The sequence below is a fragment of the Streptomyces sp. NPDC002537 genome (assembly GCF_053594975.1).
On sequence record NZ_JBSFWT010000013.1, the window covers coordinates 21076 to 42463 of the forward strand.

The 21388-nt window shown below is 72.5% G+C and carries 17 protein-coding genes; 6 read left to right on the forward strand and 11 right to left on the reverse strand.

Features of this window, described 5'->3' with window-relative positions; translation table 11 throughout:
* Positions 1 to 33: 33 nt before the first annotated feature.
* On the forward strand, positions 34 to 1152 hold the full coding sequence (locus tag ACWD4A_RS08660) for a DUF5954 family protein (protein ID WP_451191194.1): 1119 nt from the start codon (positions 34 to 36) through the stop codon (positions 1150 to 1152).
* A 48-nt stretch (positions 1153 to 1200) separates the two neighbouring features.
* Here ACWD4A_RS08660 and ACWD4A_RS08665 read toward each other — a convergent pair whose 3' ends face one another.
* From ACWD4A_RS08665 to ACWD4A_RS08685, 5 genes are read right to left on the reverse strand one after another with little or no spacing between them, the layout of a single operon-like run.
* Positions 1201 to 2709: an MFS transporter gene (locus ACWD4A_RS08665; protein WP_451191197.1), complete on the reverse strand. Its 1509-nt coding sequence runs from the start codon at positions 2707 to 2709 to the stop codon at positions 1201 to 1203.
* Positions 2706 to 4490: an IucA/IucC family protein gene (locus ACWD4A_RS08670; protein WP_451191199.1), complete on the reverse strand. Its 1785-nt coding sequence runs from the start codon at positions 4488 to 4490 to the stop codon at positions 2706 to 2708. The genes ACWD4A_RS08665 and ACWD4A_RS08670 overlap by 4 nt, the downstream gene beginning before the upstream one ends.
* Positions 4487 to 5074, reverse strand: coding sequence for a GNAT family N-acetyltransferase (locus ACWD4A_RS08675; RefSeq protein WP_451191201.1), 588 nt, complete (start codon positions 5072 to 5074; stop codon positions 4487 to 4489). The genes ACWD4A_RS08670 and ACWD4A_RS08675 overlap by 4 nt, the downstream gene beginning before the upstream one ends.
* On the reverse strand, positions 5074 to 6399 hold the full coding sequence (locus tag ACWD4A_RS08680) for a lysine N(6)-hydroxylase/L-ornithine N(5)-oxygenase family protein (protein WP_451191204.1): 1326 nt from the start codon (positions 6397 to 6399) through the stop codon (positions 5074 to 5076). Before ACWD4A_RS08680 ends, ACWD4A_RS08675 begins: the two co-directional genes overlap by 1 nt.
* Positions 6400 to 6433: 34 nt before the next feature.
* Entirely contained in the window at positions 6434 to 8026 is a 1593-nt protein-coding gene (locus ACWD4A_RS08685; protein WP_451191207.1) for a pyridoxal phosphate-dependent decarboxylase family protein, read from the reverse strand.
* Between the two features lie 249 nt (positions 8027 to 8275).
* Between ACWD4A_RS08685 and ACWD4A_RS08690 the strand changes: the two genes are divergently transcribed.
* A complete protein-coding gene (locus ACWD4A_RS08690) occupies positions 8276 to 10330 on the forward strand; it encodes a penicillin acylase family protein (protein ID WP_451191209.1) in 2055 nt (684 codons plus the stop codon).
* Positions 10320 to 10916: a GNAT family N-acetyltransferase gene (locus ACWD4A_RS08695; protein ID WP_451191211.1), complete on the forward strand. Its 597-nt coding sequence runs from the start codon at positions 10320 to 10322 to the stop codon at positions 10914 to 10916. Before ACWD4A_RS08690 ends, ACWD4A_RS08695 begins: the two co-directional genes overlap by 11 nt.
* A 113-nt stretch (positions 10917 to 11029) precedes the next feature.
* On the opposite strand, the gene ACWD4A_RS08700 is transcribed toward ACWD4A_RS08695, so the two are convergent.
* Complete coding sequence (locus tag ACWD4A_RS08700; protein ID WP_451191213.1) at positions 11030 to 11902, reverse strand: 3-hydroxybutyryl-CoA dehydrogenase; 873 nt, start codon at positions 11900 to 11902, stop codon at positions 11030 to 11032.
* Between the two features lie 127 nt (positions 11903 to 12029).
* Complete coding sequence (gene aceA, locus ACWD4A_RS08705; RefSeq protein WP_451191214.1) at positions 12030 to 13316, reverse strand: isocitrate lyase; 1287 nt, start codon at positions 13314 to 13316, stop codon at positions 12030 to 12032.
* A 254-nt stretch (positions 13317 to 13570) separates the two neighbouring features.
* On the opposite strand from aceA, the gene ACWD4A_RS08710 reads away from it, so the two are divergent.
* Positions 13571 to 14998: a short-chain fatty acyl-CoA regulator family protein gene (locus tag ACWD4A_RS08710; protein WP_451191216.1), complete on the forward strand. Its 1428-nt coding sequence runs from the start codon at positions 13571 to 13573 to the stop codon at positions 14996 to 14998.
* A gap of 109 nt (positions 14999 to 15107) precedes the next feature.
* Here ACWD4A_RS08710 and ACWD4A_RS08715 read toward each other — a convergent pair whose 3' ends face one another.
* From ACWD4A_RS08715 to ACWD4A_RS08730, 4 genes are all read right to left on the reverse strand, one after another.
* Positions 15108 to 16670, reverse strand: a complete 1563-nt coding sequence (locus ACWD4A_RS08715) for a hypothetical protein (RefSeq protein WP_451191218.1) — start codon at positions 16668 to 16670, stop codon at positions 15108 to 15110.
* Positions 16671 to 16849: 179 nt separating this feature from the next.
* Positions 16850 to 17302 (reverse strand): hypothetical protein, encoded by a 453-nt coding sequence (locus tag ACWD4A_RS08720; RefSeq protein ID WP_451191220.1) that lies wholly within the window; start codon positions 17300 to 17302, stop codon positions 16850 to 16852.
* Positions 17302 to 17907 carry a hypothetical protein gene (locus ACWD4A_RS08725; protein ID WP_451191222.1) on the reverse strand — a complete coding sequence of 202 codons (606 nt, stop codon included), beginning with the start codon at positions 17905 to 17907 and terminating at the stop codon, positions 17302 to 17304. The genes ACWD4A_RS08720 and ACWD4A_RS08725 overlap by 1 nt, the downstream gene beginning before the upstream one ends.
* 541 nt (positions 17908 to 18448) lie before the next feature.
* Positions 18449 to 19744, reverse strand: a complete 1296-nt coding sequence (locus tag ACWD4A_RS08730; RefSeq protein WP_451191225.1) for a CAP domain-containing protein — start codon at positions 19742 to 19744, stop codon at positions 18449 to 18451.
* A 92-nt stretch (positions 19745 to 19836) separates the two neighbouring features.
* Here ACWD4A_RS08730 and ACWD4A_RS08735 point away from each other — a divergent pair, with 92 nt between their 5' ends.
* Together ACWD4A_RS08735 and ACWD4A_RS08740 are read left to right on the forward strand one after the other, a co-directional pair.
* Positions 19837 to 20661: a class I SAM-dependent methyltransferase gene (locus ACWD4A_RS08735; RefSeq protein ID WP_451191227.1), complete on the forward strand. Its 825-nt coding sequence runs from the start codon at positions 19837 to 19839 to the stop codon at positions 20659 to 20661.
* A gap of 143 nt (positions 20662 to 20804) precedes the next feature.
* Complete coding sequence (locus tag ACWD4A_RS08740) at positions 20805 to 21383, forward strand: RICIN domain-containing protein (RefSeq protein ID WP_451191229.1); 579 nt, start codon at positions 20805 to 20807, stop codon at positions 21381 to 21383.
* Positions 21384 to 21388: the final 5 nt, after the last annotated feature.

The window sequence follows — 21388 nt, forward strand, 5'->3', positions numbered from 1 at the left end:
GAGGGACGCGCCGCGCACGGCATGCTGAAGGGCATGGCTGAGCTCGATGGTGAGAACGTCCCCGCGTACCGGATCGTGCGGGTGACGGCGCCCGAAGCGCCGGTGGCGGCGCTGGCGGACGAGGAAGCGTGGCGGGCGCGGGAGGCGTATCCGGAGGTCCTCCTGGCCGGCGGGCCGGTCTTCGGCGTGGTGCGCGAGCGCGAGGAGGGCGGGTGGGAGATCGTGTCGTCGTTCTCCGGCCTGGCCCCGCAGGACGCCCGCGACGACATGGGCTGCCAGTTCCGCAAACTGGCCCAGGAGGCGGAGAAGGAAGGCGACACCGCCGCCCACGAGGAATGCATGGCGGCGGCGAAGCGCACCGACTGGGAGCCCGTCGACGAGCTGACCGTCCTGGGCGCCCGCTACCGGGTCGCGCGCGCGGAGCGCTTCGTCCGCTCCGGTCCGCAGGGGCCCGAGCCGCCGCGCCCCACGGACCCGGACCCCGCGAAGCCCGGGGAGTCCCACAGGACCCGCGACGCCGAACGCGGGCTCGTCATCGACCCGTTCACCGCCACCGGCATGTCCGAGGGCATCCTCAAGGTCGAGCTGCTCGCGCTCGTGCGCAAGGCCGGCACGGTGCCCCGGGACGTCCGCGAGGACTCCCTGCGCGCCGCCGAGACGCACCCGGGAGGCGTGCTGCTCCCGGCGACGTTCGGAACGGCGGAGAAGGAGTACGGCCACTGGCGGCCCGACTCCACCGGGACGGCCACCACACCGCAGGGCGCGCGGGACACCCTCGCCATGGGCATGCGCGTCATGATCCCCTGGCAGCTCGGCCTCAGGCCCGAGCAGCGCGCCCCCTACATGGCCGCCGCGGACCGGCTCGACGAGGAGCGCGGCAACGAACTGAGGGTGTCCGGGCGCGAGTTCAGGGTGGTCCGCATCGAGCGCCTGGTGCGCATCGGCCCGGACGGCCCGGAGGGGCCGCGCCCCTCCGACCCCGACCCGCAGCCGCCTGTCATGGTGCAGGACCGGCAACTGCGCGAGCAGGGCGTCATCACCGACGACGAGGACGAGGACGCGCCCATCGAACTCGACGAGCACACGCAGCGCCTCGCGGACCTCTTCAAGGAGGAGGAGGCCAGGCGCGAGGCGAAGCTGCAGGGACGCTGAAGGGGCGGGGCCGGAAGATCCGGCCCCGCCCCTTCGTACCGACGCCCCTCAGCCCGTTCCGGTGGTCGTCGTGCTCCGCCCGGCCCGGTGCAGCAGGCAGGCCGCCGCGCAGCCGCCGAGGAACACCGCCGCCGCGCCCACCAGCTGGCCGGTCTCGACGCCGGACGAGAAGGCGGACACCACCGCCGCCCGGTCCTCCTCGGTCCGTGCCTCCGCGAGGGCGGCCGGCAGGGAACCCGCACCGGTGATCGCCGCCGGGAGCAGGGCCGTGAACCGGGAGTTCATGACCGCGCCCAGCACGGCGACGCCGAGGCTGCCGCCCAGTTCGGACAGGGTCCCGTCGATCCCGGCCCCCGCGCCCGCCTTCTCCGGCGGGATGGCCCCCATGACCGCGCCGGCGATCGCCGGGTTGGCCAGGGCGCAGCCCGCGCCCATCAGGACGAGCCCGAGCAGCAGCACGGTGTAGCCGTCCGAGGGGAAGGCCGCGACGACCGCGAAGCCGAGTGCCATCACCCCCACCCCGACCGCCACGGCGACCGGCAGCCGCATGCGCTTCAGCAGCCACGTGGAGATACCGGTGAAGTTCAGGGCGACGACGGTGAGCGCGAACGGCGCCGTGCGCAGCCCCGCCTCCAGCGGCGGGTAGCCGCGGACGAACTGGAGCTGCTGCGACAGCAGGAACAGCGCGCCGGCGCTGCCGAAGGTGATCAGCACCACGCCGACGACGGCGCCCACGAACTGGCGGTCGCGGAAGAAGTGCATGTCCAGCATGGGGTGCGGGATCCGGCTCTCCCAGAACGCGAACGCGCCCAGGACGGCCACCCCGAGCAGTGCCGGGAGCAGCACCCGGCCCGAACCCCAGCCGTGCTCGGGCCCGGAGATGACGGCGAAGACGACCGCCACCATGCCCACGGTGGACAGCAGCGCGCCGAGCAGGTCGGGCCGCTGACCGGTCGCGTTCCTGGACTCGGGTACCAGGACCCACGCCGCGACGAGACCGATCAGCACCACGGGGATGTTGACCAGGAAGATCGCGCCCCACCGGAAGTGGTCGAGCATCAGGCCGCCGATCAGCGGTCCCGCGGCGAAGCCCAGGGCGTTCACCGCGGCCCAGACGCCGATGGCCCGCAGCCGCTCCTCCTCGTCGAAGACCTGCATGACGACCGCGAGCGTGGTGGTCAGCAGCAGGGCGCCGCCGACGCCCATGCCCGCGCGGGCGGCGATCAACTCCCCGGTGGAGTCGGAGAACCCGGCCGCCAGCGAGCCGATGCCGAACAGGACGAGCCCCGCGAGCAGCATCCGCTTCCGGCCGTAGCGGTCGGCGGCGCTGCCCCCGGCGAGCAGCAGCCCGGACTGCACGAGCGAGTAGGCGTTGATCATCCACTGGACGTCCGCGGTCGTCGCGTCCAGTTCCCGGGTGAGGGACGGCACCGCCACGTTGAGGACGGTGTTGTCCAGCACCACGGTGAGCTGGGCGAGGCAGATCACCCCGAGGATCAGCCACCGGGTCGGGAGCCTGGTGGCCTCCGACCCGGTGGCGTCGACCGTCACGCTCATGCGCGCGGGGCGAAGCGCGCGATCGGGTTGCGCAGCGTGCCCACGAGCTGGAGGGCGCCCGAGGGGTCGGCCAGGTCCACCATCTGCTGGTTGTTGCGCAGCTGGAGGCGGTTGAGGCAGGACAGCGCGAACTCCTCGGCGAACATGTCGTACTGCTCGAACTTCGCGGCCAGTTCCGGCACGGACGCCTGGTAGTCCGTCACGCACTCGGCGACGGTCCGCCAGAACGCCTCCTCGTCCAGGACGCCCTCGGAGGCCAGTACGGCGTTGAGGTAGCGGAGGAAGCAGTCGAAGACGTCCGTGAAGATCGACAGGAGCTTCATGTCCTCGGGGACCTCCGCCTTGACCCGCGCGACCTGCGGCGGGAGCGCGGCGTCCGGGTCCATGACGACGATCTCCTCGGCGAGGTCCTTGAAGATCACCCGCTCGACGGTGCCCCCGTCGAGGACCAGGATGACGTTCTCTCCGTGCGGCATGAACGCCAGGTCGTAGGCGTAGAAGCTGTGCAGCAGCGGCGTCAGGTACGCGTCGAGGTAGCGCCGCAGCCACACCTCGGGGGCCAGCCCCGACTGCTCGATCAGCGCGGCCGTGAAGGAACGGCCCTCCTTGTCGGTGTGGAGCAGCGACGCCATGGTGGCCAGCCGCCGGCCCGGCTCCAGCCCGGCCACCGGGCTCTCGCGCCACAGCGCGGCGAGCATCTTCCGGTAGGGGGAGTAGCGGTCGGTCGCGGCCTCGTACTGCCGGTGGTGGTAGCCGATCGCGGCCCGCTCCCGGATGACGGTCAGGCGCGCCGCCTGGAGGACGCCGTCGGCGGCGATCAGGTCGGCCAGCCAGTCGTTGATGGCCGGGGTCGCCTCCATGTACGCGGCCGACAGGCCCCGCATGAAGCCCATGTTCAGCACGGACAGCGCGGTCTTCACATAGTGCTTGGCGGGCGCGCTGGTGTTGAAGAACGTGCGGACCGACTGCTGCGCGAGGTACTCGTCGTCGCCGGGGCCGAGGCACACCAGGCGCCGCTGGGCCACCTCGGCGGCGAAGGTCACCGACAGCTTGTTCCACCACTGCCAGGGGTGGACGGGGATGAGCCGGTAGTCGGCGAGGTCGAGCCCGAGGCCGGAGAGGGTGTCCGCGAAGCGGGCCAGGGTCTCCTCGCCCAGCTCCTCGCGCATCAGGCCGTCGTAGTCGAGGTCCGTGCCCGAGGTGAAGGTGGCGTGGTCGTGGTGGGCGGCCAGCCAGATCAGCCGGATGGGGCTCGCGGCCTCCGGTGCGTACGCGTGGTACTCGTGCACCCCGAAGCCGAGGCGCCCGTTGTTGGCGACGAAGCCGGGGTGGCCCTCGGTCATCCCCGTCTCGATCGTCTGGAAGTCCGCCTTGGCCAGCTCGGCGGCGCTCGGCAGGTCCTTGGCGAGCTTGTAGGCGGTGCCCGACAGGGTGGAGCTGATCTCCTCCAGGTAGACGGGGAGGATCGCGTCCGACAGGCCGAGCGTGCCGCGCAGCCCGATGAGGAAGTCGAGCGCGTCGAGGGGCAGTTCCTCGCCGTCCCGGTGCCGGGTGATGGACCCGGCGTCGATGTGCCAGTGGTCGAGCGTCAGCAGCCGGGCGGCGAACCGGTACTCCTGGGTGCCGTCGTCGCTGCGCACGACGTAGTGGCCCGGCCCGGTGGGCTCCGGGGCGAGCAGCCGCTCGTGGGAGAACTCCGCCAGCGCCTTGCGGATCAGCTGCCGGTTGGCGGCCGCCCAGTGGCCCGGGGTCAGGTGGGAGACGGCTTCACGGGGGTTCACGCGGATACTCCTCGGGTGGCGGCCAGGCCGCTCGCTTGCACGAACTGGTCACGGGTGCAGACGCTGAGCAGCGCCTCTTTCTCGGGCTTCTGGACGGTGCGCAGGGCCTCGAAGCCGACGGCCGCGTTGAGCGCGTGCACCGCCGTGTTGCGGACGTCCGGCTCGACGACGACGCGGCGGGTGGCCGGGGAGTCGAAGAGCCAGGCCATGACCGTGGTGATCACCGCGCGGGTGAAGCCGTGCACCGGGGTGTCGGACGGCGCGCACAGGAAGTGCATCCCGGTGTCGCCCTCCTCCGGCTCGTACAGGCCCACCAGCTCGACCTGCGCGGGGTCGTAGCGCTCGGCGAGGAAGACCGGACGGCCGTTCAGCGAGCCGACGAACGCGTCGTGGTGCGGGTGTCCGGCGATCTCGCGGTAGACGCGGGCGACCTCCGCGACGTCGGCGTCCTCCATCATCCAGAAGGCGGCCTTGGGGTGGGTCACCCAGCCGTGCAGCAGCGCGGCGTCGGCGTCCGGGTCGAGCGGCCGGACCGTGAACTCGCCGAGCCGCTCGTCGGTGCGGGTGTAGACGGTCTCCGTCATCAGAGGACACCGCCCTCGGGCGCGCCGAACTGCTGGAAGGCGATGGACTTCTCGATCGGGTAGTGCTCGCGGCCCAGCAGCTCGCGGATGATCCACGAGTTGCGGTAGGGGCCCATGCCCAGGTCGGGGGAGGTGATGCTGTGCGTGTGGGTGCCGGCGTTCTGGAGGAAGATGCCACGGCCGGTGGTGTCGATGCTGTAGTTGCGGGCGACGTCGAAGCGGCCGTGCCGGTCCCAGCGGATCCGGTCGCGCACCGGCTCCAGGAAGGCGGGGGTGCGGTAGCGGTAGCCGGTGGCCAGGACGAGGCCCTGGGTGGTGAGCGAGAAGTCCCGCTCCTGCTCCACCTGGCGCAGGCCGAGGGTGTAGGTGCCGGAGATGTCGTCGTACGAGGCGCTCTCCAGCGCGGTGTTGGTCATCAGCCGGGTGGGCACCGGGCCCTTGAGGTTCTTCTGGTAGAGCAGGTCGAAGATCTCGTTGATCAGGTCGGCGTTGATGCCCTTGAAGAGGCCCTTCTGCTCGGTCTCCATGCGGTACCGGGTGTCCTCGGGGAGCGCGTGGAAGTAGTCCACGTACTCGGGGGAGGTCATCTCCAGGGTGAGCTTGGTGTATTCGAGCGGGAAGAAGCGCGGGGAGCGGGTGACCCAGTCGAGGCGGTAGCCGTGGGTGTCGGCGTCGGCGAGCAGGTCGTAGTAGATCTCCGCGGCGCTCTGGCCGCTGCCGACGACGGTGATGCTCTCCTTGGCCTGGAGCTTCTCCTTGCCCTCCAGGTAGCCGGAGTTGTGCAGGAGGTCGCCGCCCAGCCCCTGGCAGGCGTCCGGGACGTAGGGCGGGGTGCCGGTGCCGAGGACGAGGTGGCGGGCGCGGTGCTCGGTGTTCTCACCGGTGGCCGTCTGCCGGGCGCGCACGGTGTAGAGGCCCTCGGCCTCGTCGTACTCGACGGAGGTCACCTCGTGGCCGAAGCGGACGCTGCGGAGCTTCGCGGCGGCCCAGCGGCAGTAGTCGTTGTACTCGTGGCGCAGCGGGTAGAAGATCTCGCGGATGTAGAACGAGTACAGCCGTCCGGACTCCTTGAGGTAGCTGAGGAAGGAGTACGGCGAGGTGGGGTCGGCCAGCGTGACGAGGTCGGCCATGAAGGGCGTCTGGAGGTGGGCGGATTCCAGCAGCATGCCCGGGTGCCAGTCGAACTCCGGCTTGCTCTCCAGGAAGAGGCCGTCGAGCTCGTCGAGCGGCTCGGTCAGGCAGGCGAGACCGAGGTTGTAGGGGCCGAGGCCGATCGCGATGAAGTCATGGGCGGACGTGGACGCCGTGGATATGGATGCGGACATGGAGATCTCCCGTTCGAGGGGGCGGTGGGGTGGTTCAGCCGGCGGTGTGGACGAGCTCGGAGGCGAGCTGCTCCTCCACGTACCGGCCCGCGTGCCCGGCGAGGAGGTCGAGGACGTGCGCGATGTCGTCCAGCGAGGTCTCCGGGTTGAGCAGGGTGAACTTGAGGTAGTGCTTGCCGTCGACCTTGGTCCCGGCCACCACGGCGTCGCCGGAGGCGGCCAGCGCGTCGCGGGCGTGGAGGTTGGCGCCGTCGGCCAGTTCGCGGGCCCGGTCCTCCGTGGGCACGTAGCGGAAGACGACGGTGCTCAGCTGGGACTTGGTGACGACCTCGAAGCGCGGGTCCTCGGTCAGCAGGTCGTACGCCTGGGCCGCGCGGTCGATGACCTCGTCGAAGAGCGAGCCGATCGCGTCCGGGCCCATGATGCGCAGGGTCAGCCAGAGTTTCAGCGCGTCGAAGCGGCGGGTGGTCTGGATGCTCTTGTCGACCTGGTTGGGGATGCGCGCCTCGGCCATGCGGGCCGGGTTGAGGTAGTCGGCGTAGTACGTGGCGTGCCGCAGCGCGGCCCGGTCGCGTACCAGGAGCGCGCTGGAACTGACGGGCTGGAAGAAGGACTTGTGGTAGTCGACGGTCACCGAGTCCGCGCGCTCGATGCCGTCGAGCAGGTGGCGGCGGGTGGGGGAGGCCAGCAGGCCGCAGCCGTACGCGGCGTCCACGTGCATCCACAGCCCGGCCCACTCGCACAGGTCGGCGATCTGGGGGAGCGGGTCGATGGAGCCGAAGTCGGTGGTGCCCGCCGTGGCGACGACGGCCATGATCACCAGGTCCTCGGCGTGGCAGCGCTCGATCTCCCGGGCGAGGGCGGCGGGCCGCATGCGCCGCTCGGGGCCGGTCTCCACGACGATGACGGCGTCCCGGTCGAGGCCGAGCAGCTTGGCCGACTTCTGGACGCTGAAGTGGCTGGCCTCGGAGGTGAGGATGCGCAGCCGCGGCAGGATCTGGTGCCGCTCCAGCGGGGTGGCGGAGTTCTTCGCGGCGAGGACGCAGGCCTCCTCGCGGGCGAGCAGCAGCGCCTGGAAGTTGGACTGGGTGCCGCCGCTGGTGAAGATGCCGTCGGCGTCCTGGCCGAGGCCGATGCGCTCGGCGGTCCAGTCGATGAGGCGGCGCTCGATGAGGGTGCCGCCCGCGCTCTGGTCCCAGGTGTCGAGCGAGGAGTTGACGGCGGTGAGGACGGCCTCGCCGAGCAGGGCCGGGATCACCACCGGGCAGTTGAGGTGCGCGAGGTAGCGCGGGTGGTGGAAGTAGACGGCGTCCCGCAGGTAGACGTCCTCGAGCTCGTCGAGGGCGGCGGCGGGGTCGTTCAGCGGCCGCTCCAGGTCGATCCCGGATATCTCGGGGGCGAGCTCGGCGGGGGATATGCCGCTGAAGGGCCGTTCGGTGCCCGCGATCCGGTTGGCCACCCGGTCGATGCCGGCGGCGAGGGAGCGCCGGTAGCTGTCGACCGTCAGGTGGTTGAAGAGGTGCGGCCTGGCGTCCTTCGCACCTGTGGCATCCGCCGCAGTGGACCCGGGGGCCTCCGGTGTGGCGGCTGCCGAAGGGGCTTCGGCGGTGTGCCCCTGGAAACTCATGAGCGTGGTGTCCTTCCGGTCGCTGACGCGATCAAACTTAGGCGAGCCTAACCTAACCCATCCGCGATGATGCCGACCCCTCCCGGAACGTCCGGTGCGGGTGGGGTCCACGGGGGTGGGGGGGTGGGGTGAAGCGAGAGTTAGGTTAACCTAACCTAAGCGTTTGTCCAGCTAGGGGGCGCGGCACCCCGACGGGCACCGGGACCATTCGTGTCGCACCGTCAGTTCACCGCAGAACGAGGAGACTTTGTGAGCATCGAGGTCCACCGGGACGCCTGGGGCATCCCCCATCTCCGGGCCGGCAGCCCGGACGAGCTCGCCTTCGCGCAGGGCCACAACGCCGCCGTCGACCGGGCCTGGCAGATCGAGGTCGAACGCCACCGCTCGCAGGGCACCACGGCCGCCTTCCTGGGGCCCGACGCCCTCGGCTGGGACCGGCTCGCCCGGCAGTCCCTGCTCGACGACACCGCCCGCCGCTGCTTCCACGGCCTCGACGACGGCACCAGAGCCTGGGTCACCGCCTACGTCGACGGCGTCAACTCGGGACTCGCCGAAGGGGCCCGGCGCGCACCCCAGTTCGCCGCCACCGGACTCGCCCCCGGGCAGTGGCGGCCCTGGACCCCGCTGGGGGTCTGGCTCTCCCACCACCTCCTCTTCGCCGGCTTCCCCACCAAACTCTGGCGCGAGGAGGTCGCCCGACGGCTCGGCCCCGACGCGATCGAGATCTTCGCCACCGACGGCCCCGCCACCTCCGGGAGCAACGGCTGGCTCGTCACCGGCGACCGCACCGCCACCGGCGCCCCCCTCATCGCGGGCGACCCCCACCGCTTCATCGAAGACCCGGGCATCTACCAGCAGATCCACCTCAACTGCCCCGACTACGACGTGGTGGGCCTCGCCGTCCCCGGCGTCCCCGGCATCGCCCACTTCGGCCACACCGGCACCGTGGCCTGGGCGATCACCAACGCCATGGCCGACTACCAGGACCTCTACCACGAGCGGCTGCGCCGCACCGCGGACGGCGTCGAAGCCCTCGGCCCCGACGGCTGGCGGCCCGCCGAGGCCCGCACCGAGACCATCGAGGTCGCCGGAGCCGACCCCGTCGGGATCGAGGTCATCGAGACCGACCGCGGCCCCGTCGTCATCGGCGGCCCCGACGCCGACCGGGCCGTCAGCCTCCGCTGCCCCCCGCGCGTCCGCGAGGACCTCGGCTTCGCCACCCTCCCCGCACTCCTGCGCGCCACCACCGTCGCCGACGTCGACCGCGCCTTCGACCAATGGGCCGAACCCGTCAACGTCGTCCAGGCCGCCGACACCCGGGGCGGCCTGCTGCACCGGGTCGCGGGCAAGGTCCCGCTGCGCCACCGCGACAACCGGCTGCGCATCGTCCCCGCGTGGGAGGCCGCCCACACATGGCAGGGCTGGCACGAGCCGATGCCCCGCGCCGACGTCGACGGCGTCGCCGTGATGGCCAACCAGCGCGGCCTGGCCGCACCCCTCGGCGTCGAATTCGCCCCGCCCCACCGGGCCGACCGCATCCGGCACCTGCTGGAGGAGTCGGACGGCTGGACCGCACCGGACATGGCCACCGTCCACACCGACACCCACCTGGCCTCCGCCCGGCCCCTGCTCGGACTCCTCGCCGCGCTCGACGGCCTCGCACCGGACGCCGCACGGCTGCGCGACCGGCTGCTGCGCTGGAACCGCCGCATGGACGCCGACAGCACCGACGCCTCGGCCTACGCCGCCGTGCGCTCCGCCGTGGTACGCCGTCTCGCCGGGCACCCCGCGCTCGCCGCGCTCGCCGACCGGGCCCCGTACCCGGAGATCTTCCTGCCGTGGCTCGTCCCGGTCCAGCGGATCGCCTTCGCCCTGGAACACCTGCTGACGGACCGTCTGTTCACCGCCGAGGACCGCGCGTCCGCCGTCCGCGCGGCCGTCGAAGAGGTGGCGGCCGCAGGCGAGCCGAAGCAGGCCTGGGGCGAACTCCACCGGCTCGCGCCCTGGCAGTCGCTGCCCGACGCGACCCCGGAGGAATGGCCCGGCCTGCCCGGCGACCACGACTGCGTCCTGTCCACCACCAGCGTCCCCGGCCTCACCGACCACAGCTCGCGCGGGCCCGCCGCGCGCTACGTGTGGGACCTGGCCGACCGCGACAACAGCCTGTGGGTCGTGCCGTTCGGCGCCTCCGGCGTCCCCGGCGACGCCCACCGGCGAGACCAACTGCCGCTGTGGCTCCGGGGCGAACTCGTCCCCGTCGTCACCGACTGGCGGAACCTGACCGAGGAGCACCATGATTTCTGAGCCCGTCACCCCCCGGACCGCCGTCCACGAGCAGGTCGTCGAGGGCTTCGGCACCGTCCGCGTGGTCCCGGTGGACCCCGCGGCCGACATCGACCTCATCCACAGCTGGGTCGTCGAGGAGCGCGCCCGCTTCTGGGGCATGCGGGAGGCCGGCCGCGAACGCGTCCTGGAGATCTACGAATACCTCGACTCCCTGACCACGCACCACGCCTACCTCATCCACCGGGACGACCGGCCCGTCGCCCTCTTCCAGACGTACGAGCCGGAGAACGACCCGGTCGGCGAGTACTACGACGTCCAACCCGGCGACTACGGCATCCACCTGATGATCGGCCCCGTCGACGGCACCGCGGAGCGGGGCTTCACCGGCAACCTCATCTCCGTGTTCCTCGCCTACGTCCTGAAGGAGCCCGGCCGCCTGCGGATCGTCGGCGAACCCGACGCCCGCAACGACAAGGCTGTCGCCCTGCTGAGCAGGCTGGGCTTCGAACTCGGCCCCCAGATCGACCTCCCCGAGAAGCGGGCGCAGCTCGCCTTCCTCACCCGGGAGGCCTACGAGCGGGGCCCGCTGGCGCCCGGCGCCTGAGCCCGGCACGGCCGGAGCGGGTGCGGCGCGGCCCCTGCGCCGCACCGCACCCGCTCCTCCGCCGGGCCGGGCCCCTCAGCCCCGCCCGGCGGACCTCCTGGTTCCGCCCGTGGTCAGCCCGTGGCCCGCCCGTAGGAGTGGAAGCCCCGCCCCGACTTCCGCCCCAGCAGGCCCGCCTCCACCATCCGCCGCAGCAACGGCGGCGGCGCGTAGAGCGGCTCCTTGAACTCCGCGTACAGCGACTCCGCGATGGCCACCACGGTGTCCAGCCCGATCAGATCGGCCAGCGCCAGCGGACCCATCGGATGGGCACAGCCCAGCTCCATCCCCGCGTCGATGTCCCCGGCCGTGGCGAACCCCGACTCGGCCATCCGCACGGCCGCCAGGAGGTAGGGCACCAGCAGGGCGTTGACGACGAAGCCGGCCCGGTCCGGCGAGCGCACCACCGTCCTGCCCAGGACCGCCGTGGCGAACTCCTCGACGGCCGCCGCCGTCCCCGCCGCCGTGTGCAGCGAGGAGACGACCTCCACCAGCGGCATCACCGGTGCCGGGTTGAAGAAGTGCAGCCCCACCACACGGTCGGCCCGGCGGGTCGCCATGCCCAGCCGCATCACCGGCACGGACGAGGTGTTGGTGGCCAGGATCGCCGCCGGATCGTCGACGACCTTGTCGAGGGCCGCGAAGACCTCCGCCTTGGCCGCGGCGTCCTCGACGACCGCCTCGATCACGAGCTGCCGGTCGGCGAACGCGTCGAGGTCCGTGGTGAACACGATCCGCGCGAGCGCCCGTTCGGCGTCGGAGCGGTCCGCCCGGCCGTGCTCGACGGCCCGCTCCAGCGACCGGGCCACGCGCTCACGGGCGCCACGCGCCGCGGCCGCGTCCACTTCCCGGACGACGGTGTCGAGCCCGGCACGGGCACAGACCTCGGCGATACCGGAACCCATCAGGCCGCCGCCGACCACGCCGACGCGGTGCAGATGTGACATACGGGTCTCCTCGGTGAGGGCGATGGCCTGAGCGGGCCCGGAGAAGCGCCGGTCTGCGGCTCCGCCGCGTGGGCGCGACCAGCCACGATGTACCCGCAGATGACGTACCGGGCTTCCGGCGGAGCGCTCAGTGGAACTGCTCTTCCTCGGTCGAACCCCGCAGGGCCAGCGTCGAGGCGTCGGGATTGACCGCCGAACCGACCAGGTCGAAATACCCGGTGCCCACCTCCCGCTGATGCCTCACGGCGGTGAACCCGTGCTCCCGCGCCGCCAGGAACTCCCGCTCCTGAAGGTCGACATAGGCCGTCATCCCCGACTCCGCGTACTCCCGCGCCAGATCGAACATCGCATGGTTGAGGGAGTGGAAACCGGCCAGCGTGATGAACTGGAAGCGATAGCCCATCGCCCCCAGCTCCCGCTGGAACTTCGCGATCTCGTCGCTGTCCAGCGCCGCGCGCCAGTTGAAGGACGGCGAGCAGTTGTAGGCCAGCAGCCGGTCCGGGAACTCCGCGTGGACCGTCTCCGCGAACTCCCGCGCCTGGGCGAGGTCCGGCGTACCCGTCTCCATCCACAGCAGATCGGCGTACGGGGCGTACGCCAGCCCCCGGGCGATCACCGGCCCCATGCCGGGCGTCACACGGTGGAAGCCCTCCGCGGTGCGCTCGCCCGTGCAGAAGCGGGCGTCGCGCTCGTCCACGTCACTGGTCAGCAGGTTCGCGGCGAGCGCGTCCGTACGCGCCACGATGACCGTCGGCACGTCCGCGATGTCCGCGGCCAGCCGGGCCGCGTTGAGGGTGCGGATGTGCTGGGCGGTGGGCACCAGCACCTTGCCGCCCAGGTGGCCGCACTTCTTCTCGGAGGCGAGCTGGTCCTCGTAGTGCACGCCCGCCGCACCCGCCGCGATCATCGCCTTGGTCAGCTCGAAGGCGTTGAGCGGCCCGCCGAACCCGGCCTCGGCGTCCGCGACGATCGGCGCCAGCCAGTCCACGGCCCGGCCGTCGCCCTCGGCGGTCGCGATCTGATCCGCCCGCAGCAGCGCGTTGTTGATCCGCCGGACCACGCTGGGCACCGAGTTGGCGGGGTAGAGGCTCTGGTCGGGATAGGTCTGCCCGGCCAGATTGGCATCGGCCGCGACCTGCCAGCCGGAAAGGTAGACGGCCTGCAGCCCGGCCCGCACCATCTGCACGGCCTGACCGCCGGTGAGCGCGCCCAGGGCGTGCACGTAGTCCAGCTCGTGCAACTGCCTCCACAGCCGCTCGGCACCCCGCCGGGCCAGGGTGTGCTCCTCCCGGACCGTCCCGCTGAGCCGCACCACGTCCGCGGCGGTGTACGTACGCCGCACGTCCCGCCAGCGTGGATCGGTGGCCCACCGCCGCGCCAGCCCATCGACCGCCGACGTCCCTGCCTGTGCCATGACTGTCTCCCGGTATCGGTGTGAACCACGAGCGTCTTGCCAAGAGTGCGAAGAACAAGGACCCCCGGTGAGGCGCCGCGGCCCGCCGTGCCGCCACCGGCGCGGAGAGGCGACTTCCGGCGGCTTTCCGGCGGGCCGTACGACGACTCTCGCAGCGAAACAGAACGCTGACAACCATGGCCGAATGCCAAGTTCCGCAAATCTTCCGCACCCGTTCTGCCAACTCTGCGAAGGCGGCTGGCTAGGCTGTGGCGATGGCCAAGACATACGCCGGGGCGCGCCTGCGCCGACTGCGCGAGGAACGGCACCTCAGCCAGGCCGAACTGGCCCGGACGCTCGCCATCTCGCCCAGCTACCTCAACCAGATGGAGCACGACTCCCGTCCGCTGACCGTGCCCGTACTGCTGCGCCTGACCGAGACGTTCGGCGTCGACCCCGGGTTCTTCTCCGAGCGCGACACCAGCAGGGCCGTGGCGGACCTGCGCGAAGCCCTCGCCGACGAGGTCACCGCGGGCCGGGTGACGCCCTCCGACCTCGCCGAACTCGCCTCCCGGCTGCCCGCCGTCGCGGACGTCCTCCTCGGACTGAGCCGCCGCCACCAGGCCCTGACCGAACAGCTCGCGGAGGCCGCGGAAGGCCGTGGCACCACCGGCCCCGCCCTGCCCCGCACGCCGCACGAGGAGATCCGCGAGTTCTTCCACCGCAGGCAGAACTACCTCCACGACACCGACACCGCCGCCGAGGGCCTCGCCGCCGAGCTGGACATCCGCCCCGGCACCGCCCTGCGGGCCCTCACCGCCCGGCTCTCCGCACACCACGGGGTCCGGCTCGCCACCGCCACCGGCACCGACCGGCTCCACCACTACGACCCGGCCGACCGCATCCTGCACCTCTCGAACCGGCTGCGCCCCGGCCAGCGGGCCTTCCGGATGGCCACCCAGCTCGCCCTGCTCGAATACGGCGACGAGCTCTCCCGCCTCGCCGCCGAGGACTACGCGGAGGGCTCCACGAGCTGGTCGCTGGCCAGGATCGGCATCGCCCACCACTTCGCCGCCGCGCTGATCCTGCCGTACCGAGCCTTCCACACCGCGGCGGAGGAGGTCCGCTACGACATCGAGCGGCTCACCGACCGCTTCGGCCTCGGCTACGAGACCATCTGCCACCGGCTCAGCACGCTCCAGCGCCCACGGCTGCGCGGCGTGCCGTTCTCCTTCGTCCGGGTCGACCGCGCGGGCAACATGTCCAAACGGCAGTCGGCCACCGGATTCCACTTCTCCCGGGCCGGGGGCACCTGCCCCCGGTGGAACGTCTACGAGGCGTTCGCCGCCCCCGGCCGCATCCACGTCCAGATCGCCGCCATGCCGGACGGCAGCCGCTACCTGTGGACCGCCCGCACCGTCACCCGCCACCGCGGCGGCTGGGGCGAGCCCGGCAAGACCTTCGCCATCGGGCTCGGCTGCGAGATCCGGCACGCCTCCCGGCTCGTCTACTCTGACGGCCTCGACCTCGGCCGGATCTCCGCGGCCACCCCGATCGGCATGGGCTGCCGCGTCTGCGAACGCCTCGACTGCCCCCAGCGCGCCGTACCGCCCCTCGGCATGACGCTCGCCGTCGACGAGAACAGCAGCACGTTCGTGCCGTACCCGGTGAGAGGGCTGGCCGACGGACACGCCCCCGCCTGACGGACCGCCGCGGTTCCCCGCCGGCCCCAAGGGCCACGCGCCGCCCACCCGTCGACGGAGCAGCGGCAGCCCTCGCCCGGTGCGCCGGCCCGACGCCGGCCGCCGGTCGTCAACTGCCGGACGTCAGCCGTCGGTCGTCGAGCTCCGCGAGCCTGTGCCGCAGTCCGCCGAGCGCGTCCACGGCCTCCGGCCCGGCGCCGGGCCGGTCGGGCGGGTCCACCGTCCCCAGGACCCGGGTGACACGGTCCAGCGTCCGCTCCACGGCGGCGCGCAGCGCATCCGTCTCCCGGCGGACGGCCGCCGGGACACCGTCGACGAGGGCGGCGACCCGGTCCCGTACGGCGGACCTGCCGTACGCGGCCGCGCGGCCGACCTGTTGCTCGGTCTGGAGACGGTGGAGCACGCCGCCGGCCGCCGCCCCGACCCCGGCCCCGAGGACCGTGCCCAGCCTGTTGGTCATCACGGCCCCGGCCGCGGCCCCGAGCGCCCCGCCGACGACCATCTCCGTGGGCACCCCCGGCGGCTTCGCCCCCGCGGGCCGTCCCCCGGCCGCCGGGAGCGGGCCGCGGGCGGCGGCGTCGAGGGAGACCGACGGCGGGGCACCGACCGTGCCCGCCGCCACGCCGTGCGCGACGAGGGCCCGCTCCGCCTCCCCGAACACCTCCGCGACCGCCAGGTTGATCCGCGCGGCACGGGCCCGCAGCCCGGACGTGGCGGCGGCCGCCCAACTGCGCGTGCCCCGGTCGAGATAGCCGGTGACGAGACCGCGGGCCCGCGCGGGCTCGGCCGCCTCCTGGCGGTGCCGCTCCAGGAAACCGGCCAGCCCCCGCAGCAGATCCCGCTCCAGCACCCGCAGCGAGGCGACGGTCTCCCGCTCCGCGGCCGCCGTCTCGACGTCGACGACGCCCACGACCTTCCGGCGGCCGCCCTCCAGCACCGCACGGGCCCCGGCCGCGGCGTCGGCGCGCTGCGCCGCGAGGTGGTCGGCGGCGAGGCCCAACAGGCGGGTGACGCGGTCGTGGAGCAGCCCGGCGGGCACGACGACGTCCGCCCGCAGCCGCGACCGCAGCGCGGCGGCGTCCCGCACGAGCAGGCTGTGCAGCGGCTCGGCGGCGGCCGCGAGGTCCTCGGCGCTCCACAGCAGGCAGCCGAGCTCCGCGAGCCCGCGGCCGGTCCACTGCTCGCCGGGGCCCGCGTACAGGACGCGCCAGATGCGCCGGGCCACCAGACCGAGGTCGTCGTCCCCGGACAGCGCGTCGGCACCGGTGAGGACGACGAGCACGGTGCCCGGCGGGCGGGCCGCCAGGAACGCGCCGGCCGTGGCCGCCTCGTGGCTGAGCAACTCGGCGCAGCCGAGGGCGAGGACGACCCGGTTGGCGCGCAGCGCCGCCGACGGATCGGCGTGCAGGGGCTCCAGCGGGGCCGTACGCAGCTCCAGCTCCGGCAGCCGGTCGCGCAGGTACGCGGCGAGGGCGGTGGCGTCGGCCTTGGGCGAGGCGCACAGCAGGACGGCCCGGTCGTCCCGCTCCGGCAGCGCGGCCGCGGCCTCGGCGACGGCGGTCCAGCCATGGCGTCGGGCGACGCGGGCGGTCTCGCCGATGAGCGCCTCGAGCTCGGTCACGAGCGCGTCGTCCGTACGGCCCTCCGGGCCGGGGAAGTCGGAATCGGCCATGACAGCTCCATCCAGGCGTAGAAGGTCGGGGTAGGGCCCGGGGCCGGACGGCACTCCCGGGCGGCGCCTGGCGGCAGCCGGGTCAACGGCACTTCCCAGGCGCGGAGTTGTGCGGCGGCGCGTCGCGCGTACGGGGCGGGCGGCCGCGGTCGGCGGCCGGGCACCCGCGGACGGCGGGATCAGGAGGCGGCCGGTCCGTTGCCGCTCTGCCCGGTGGACGCGGTGGCGTCCTGGACTCCCGCGCCGACGGAGGGGGCGCGGCGCAGCCGCCTCGATACGCGCGTCATGGTGCCCAGGGCCTGGGCCGCCGGGAGCTTCTTCAGCGCGAAGATGGAGGCGACGGACGTGACGGGCATTCCGCAGAGCAGCACGCAATATCCCGCGTCGCCTCTCTGGACCATCTGATATCCGACCCAGAGATAGGCCAGTACGAGGCCGCCGGACAGACACTGCCCGAACGCCGTCGTGGCATTTCCCAGAATGACGTCGAGCCGTTGGTTACGGGCGTCCATATTGATGGACCGAATGGCGCGCCGTAAATTTCTTGAATTCACATGTTCGAGATTTTTCACCAGCTCCATCAACTGGTCGATGGCGACCGTCGATTCGGTGGTTCCCCCGTTGTCGGTCATCAGCGCGCCTCGCTCACGTCCGCGTCCACGTCCGAGGCCAGCCGGCGGAGTGTCCGGGCGATCAGATGGTCCTGGTTGGCCGGTTTCGTCACCTTGTCCACCAGGACGGAGAATGTATGCCCTCGGTCCGGTTCCGCGCTCCTCCCGGCGGACTGCTCGGCGTCCGTGTACTCCCGGACGATGCCCGCGAGGATGGCGTTGGCCAGCTCGGGATCGTCCTGGCTGTGCCGCAGCAACTGCTTGGCCTCCAGGTCGAGCACCTGCTCCTCCGCCATGCCCCGCAGGGCGGCGCAGAACATCTCGTGGGAGACCTGGAGCCGCATGGCCTGCTTGACCAGCGACCGGCGCAGCGCGGTGAAGAAGGCCAGGATGGCGAGGGTGGCCGCGGCCGACACCGCCCACACGCCGATCAGCGGCCACTCGGCGTCGCTCGCGAAGGCGAGGGTGCAGAAGCCCAGCGTCGACACCGCCGAGAGAAAGCTTCCGGCCACCGCCGCGATGCGCAGCCTGGTCAGTTCCGGGTGCCCGCAGAGCCCTTGCCGCCGTCGTGCCGACTCCGCCCCGGCGCTTTTCCGTCCCGCTTCGCGCAGGGCCGATATCAGCACTTCGGAACTGTCGTCGAAACTTCGCGGCCGCGTGATGCGAGGGGCTGAACGCGCGGGAAACGACTGGCCCGTGGGGTCGATCAGACTGCGCACGCCCACAGCGAATTCTTTTCTCCGCACGGCGTCCCCCTGACGTGTCTTGAGCGTACCCAACGTAGCAGATCGCCAACCGTTGGTGAAGCTGTGTCGAAAGATTTGGGATACCCGAAAAGGTGCGCTCCCGAGGTCCGTCGGAAGGCCTCCGGATTACTCGGTGGTAGAACGATCAAGCAGCTGTGGAAGAACGATTCTGTAGCGGAAATTCCTGCGCTCGCGGGCTCCTGTGATCCAGTGACGCACAAGGAAATACGTTGGCGGGCCCGTACTCCCGATGCGGTATTTGCCCGGTACGGCCGCACGATGTGCACCCGGGCCCGTGGAGACACCGATGGTCACCGATGTCCACGACCCGCTGCGCGCGGTCGAACTGCCCGAAGGCGTACGGCTGTTGCCGGTGGCCGGCCCGGACAGGGGAGGCGCGCGAACTGCTCCCGGACGGCGGTCAGGGGGACAGGCCGAACAACTGGGTCCAGTACGTGCCGGTGCGGCCGCCGCCCGCGAAGCCGATGCCTATGTGGGTGAAGTCCGGCTTGAGGATGTTGGCCCGGTGCCCGGGACTGTCCATCCAGCCCTGGACCACTTCGGCGGGGGACCGCTGGCCGCACGCGATGTTCTCGCCGATGCCCCGGTGCGTGCACCCCGCGGCGGCGGCGCGGTCCCAGGGCTGACGCCCCTCGGGCGAGGTGTGCGCGTAGAAGTCGCGGGCCACCATGTCCGAGGAGTGCCCCTGCGCGGCCGCGGCCAGCAGCCGGTCGTCGGCCAGCGGCCGCAGACCGGCCGCCGTCCGCTCGGCATTGGTGAGCGCGACCACCTCGGCGGCCGTCCGGGCCAGGCCGTCCATGCTGAACGGCTTCGCCCACAGGGCCGTCCAATAGGTGGTGCCGGAACGGGCGTCCACGGCGTGGCCCAGCCCCACCTCGGTGAGCGTCGCGTCGCGCAGCGGGCCGCGCGCCTCCTCGTGGCCCAGGCAGTACTCCAGGAACTCGCCCTCCGAACGGGGCCCAGAGACCAGGTGCTCGGCGATGCCCAGATAGGCGTAACCGCCTCCGGTGACGCGCTGGAAGACGGACACCCCGTCCGGGCCCTCGGCACTGAGCCGCCCCTGCGCCGCCATCGCCGACGCGTGCCCCCGCGCGGCCGCCGTGAGCCGCGGCTCCACCGTCACCGGCGGGGCTCCGCTGTGCGCCCGGCCGGAGTTGACCAGCCCGGCGAGACCGTCCGAGCCGCCCGCCGGAGCCGGGGAAACGGGCTCCGCGCCCTCGTTCAGCACGTCGACGCCGAAGTCGCGGGCGAGCCCGGCCAGCCCGTCCGCGTACCCCTGCCCGAGCGCGCGCAGCTTCCAGACGGCGCCGCGTCGGTAGATCTCCGCGAGCAGCAGCACGGTCTCGCCGCCGGGGCGCCGGGGAGTGAAGCGGGCCAGCACACCCCGGCCGTTGCCGGTCACCGACAGCGTCGGCACGGGCAGCCCGCCGAGCGGCGTGCCGGGTTCGGCGGGACTGACGATCAGCGTGACCCGGCTCGCCCCGGCCCGCAGCCGCGCCGGATCGACCGTGAGGCCGCCCTCCGACAGCCGGGTGCCGGGTGCCTCCGGCTGGTTGTAGAAGACGAAGTCGCCGTCACCGCCGACCTTGCCGCTCTCATCGGTGATGATCGCCGACAGGTCGAACGGCCCCGGCACGCGCAGCGACAGCACCCCGTCCGGCAGCGGCACATTGCCACCGGGAACCAGTTCGTCCATCGCCGCCACCCGTTTCGTTCACGTACCCGTTCGCACGGAGAACGCGGGGACGCCCCAAGAGGGTTCCCGGGACGGCGCTCTAGGGTGGGCCCATGGCTGAAGACCCGACAGCGACCCCCGCCGCGGCCCGGCGCGAACGGCGCCACGTGTTCGGCGAGGTCGCCGAGCAGTACGACACGTTCCGCCCCGGGTACCCCGACCGGCTCGTCACCGACGTCCTCGACTACGCGCGTCTCGACGGCGCCCCCGCCGTGGAGGTCGGCGCGGGCACCGGCAAGGCCACGCTCGCCTTCGCCGCCCGCGGCATCCCGGTCACCTGCGTCGAGCCCGACCCGCAGATGGTCGGCGTACTCACCCGCAGGTGCGCCGGAACACCCCATGTCACCGTCGACGTCGACAACTTCGAGACCTGGCGACCGGCCGCCCCCTACGGCCTCCTCTACTCCGCGCAGGCGTGGCACTGGGTCGACCCGGAGACGCGATGGGCACGCGCGCGGGCCGCGCTGCGTCCGGGCGGGACCGTCGCACTGTTCTGGAACGAATGGACCGTGGCCGGGGACGGCGTGGAGGAGGAACTGGCCGCCGTGCACGACCGCCACCTCGCCGACGAACTCCCGAACGCCTTCCACGAGCTTCGCCCCCGGTGGAGGGTTCCCGGCGCGGAGTCCTCGGTGCACCGGGAGATGGCGGCGGACGGCGGCTTCACGGACGTGACGTACCAGGAGTACGACTCCGTGCACGAGTACTCCGCACGGGGCCTGTCCGACCTGCTCGCCTCGCACTCCGGCTACCGCATGCTGCCCGAGGCCCTGCGGGAGGTGGTGCTCACGGACGTCCGGCGGGTGATCGAGGCACACGGCGGGACCGCCCGGCTGGACACGATCACTGGCCTGTTCCTGAGCCGCACGGCCGAGTAGCACGGCCGGATAGCCCGGAAAGCGATGTGTCCCGCGTCTCATCTCTCCCGCGCGGGCGGAGCACCCGGGATTTATAGGATCTCGAACGACTCGGGGAACGCCGCACGTGCCGGCGCGCCGAGAGGAATCGAGGCAGAACGAACATGAAGACTGTCGCGAAGTTCGCGGCTGTGGCGGCGTCCGGTGCCGCCCTGGTGATGACGGCCCCCGGCGTGGGCCAGGCGGCGTCGCCCGGTGGCGATCTGATCGTCAACACCCTCACCAGCAAGGGCAAGTGCCTGGAGATCGACGGCTCCAGCACGAAGAACGGTGCCAAGGCCCAGCAGTGGACCTGCAAGGGCCAGAAGGGCGCCTTCTGGAAGGCCGTCAAGGTCACCGAAGGCGACGGCTACCAGCCCAGCAACGCCGAGTACCAGATCGTCAACGTCAACAGCGGCAAGTGCCTGGAGATCGCCGACTCCCGCAAGGACGTCGGTGCCCCGGTCCAGCAGTGGACCTGCGTCCCCGGCGTGGCCACCCAGCTGTGGCTCCAGCAGGACGGCCACCTGATCAACGCGAACTCCGGCGCCGGCCTGGAGTTCGAGCACATGGTCAACCGCAAGTGGGTCGACGACGGCGCCCCGGCCGTGGCCGGCATCGGCGACTGGTGGGGCTGGAAGGACCCGTTCACGGGCAGGATCACCGAGCTCGGCAAGGCCGACCAGCCGGCCCGGAGCCGCTGACCCGA

Coding starts and splice junctions, on each gene's coding strand:
- ACWD4A_RS08660 (WP_451191194.1), top strand. CDS start 34: ATGGCTGAGCTCGATGGTGAGAACGTCCCCGCGTACCGGATCGTGCGG.
- ACWD4A_RS08665 (WP_451191197.1), bottom strand. CDS start 2,709: ATGAGCGTGACGGTCGACGCCACCGGGTCGGAGGCCACCAGGCTCCCG.
- ACWD4A_RS08675 (WP_451191201.1), bottom strand. CDS start 5,074: ATGACGGAGACCGTCTACACCCGCACCGACGAGCGGCTCGGCGAGTTC.
- ACWD4A_RS08680 (WP_451191204.1), bottom strand. CDS start 6,399: ATGTCCGCATCCATATCCACGGCGTCCACGTCCGCCCATGACTTCATC.
- ACWD4A_RS08685 (WP_451191207.1), bottom strand. CDS start 8,026: ATGAGTTTCCAGGGGCACACCGCCGAAGCCCCTTCGGCAGCCGCCACA.
- ACWD4A_RS08695 (WP_451191211.1), top strand. CDS start 10,320: ATGATTTCTGAGCCCGTCACCCCCCGGACCGCCGTCCACGAGCAGGTC.
- ACWD4A_RS08700 (WP_451191213.1), bottom strand. CDS start 11,902: ATGTCACATCTGCACCGCGTCGGCGTGGTCGGCGGCGGCCTGATGGGT.
- aceA (WP_451191214.1), bottom strand. CDS start 13,316: ATGGCACAGGCAGGGACGTCGGCGGTCGATGGGCTGGCGCGGCGGTGG.
- ACWD4A_RS08710 (WP_451191216.1), top strand. CDS start 13,571: ATGGCCAAGACATACGCCGGGGCGCGCCTGCGCCGACTGCGCGAGGAA.
- ACWD4A_RS08715 (WP_451191218.1), bottom strand. CDS start 16,670: ATGGCCGATTCCGACTTCCCCGGCCCGGAGGGCCGTACGGACGACGCG.
- ACWD4A_RS08720 (WP_451191220.1), bottom strand. CDS start 17,302: ATGACCGACAACGGGGGAACCACCGAATCGACGGTCGCCATCGACCAG.
- ACWD4A_RS08730 (WP_451191225.1), bottom strand. CDS start 19,744: ATGGACGAACTGGTTCCCGGTGGCAATGTGCCGCTGCCGGACGGGGTG.
- ACWD4A_RS08735 (WP_451191227.1), top strand. CDS start 19,837: ATGGCTGAAGACCCGACAGCGACCCCCGCCGCGGCCCGGCGCGAACGG.
- ACWD4A_RS08740 (WP_451191229.1), top strand. CDS start 20,805: ATGAAGACTGTCGCGAAGTTCGCGGCTGTGGCGGCGTCCGGTGCCGCC.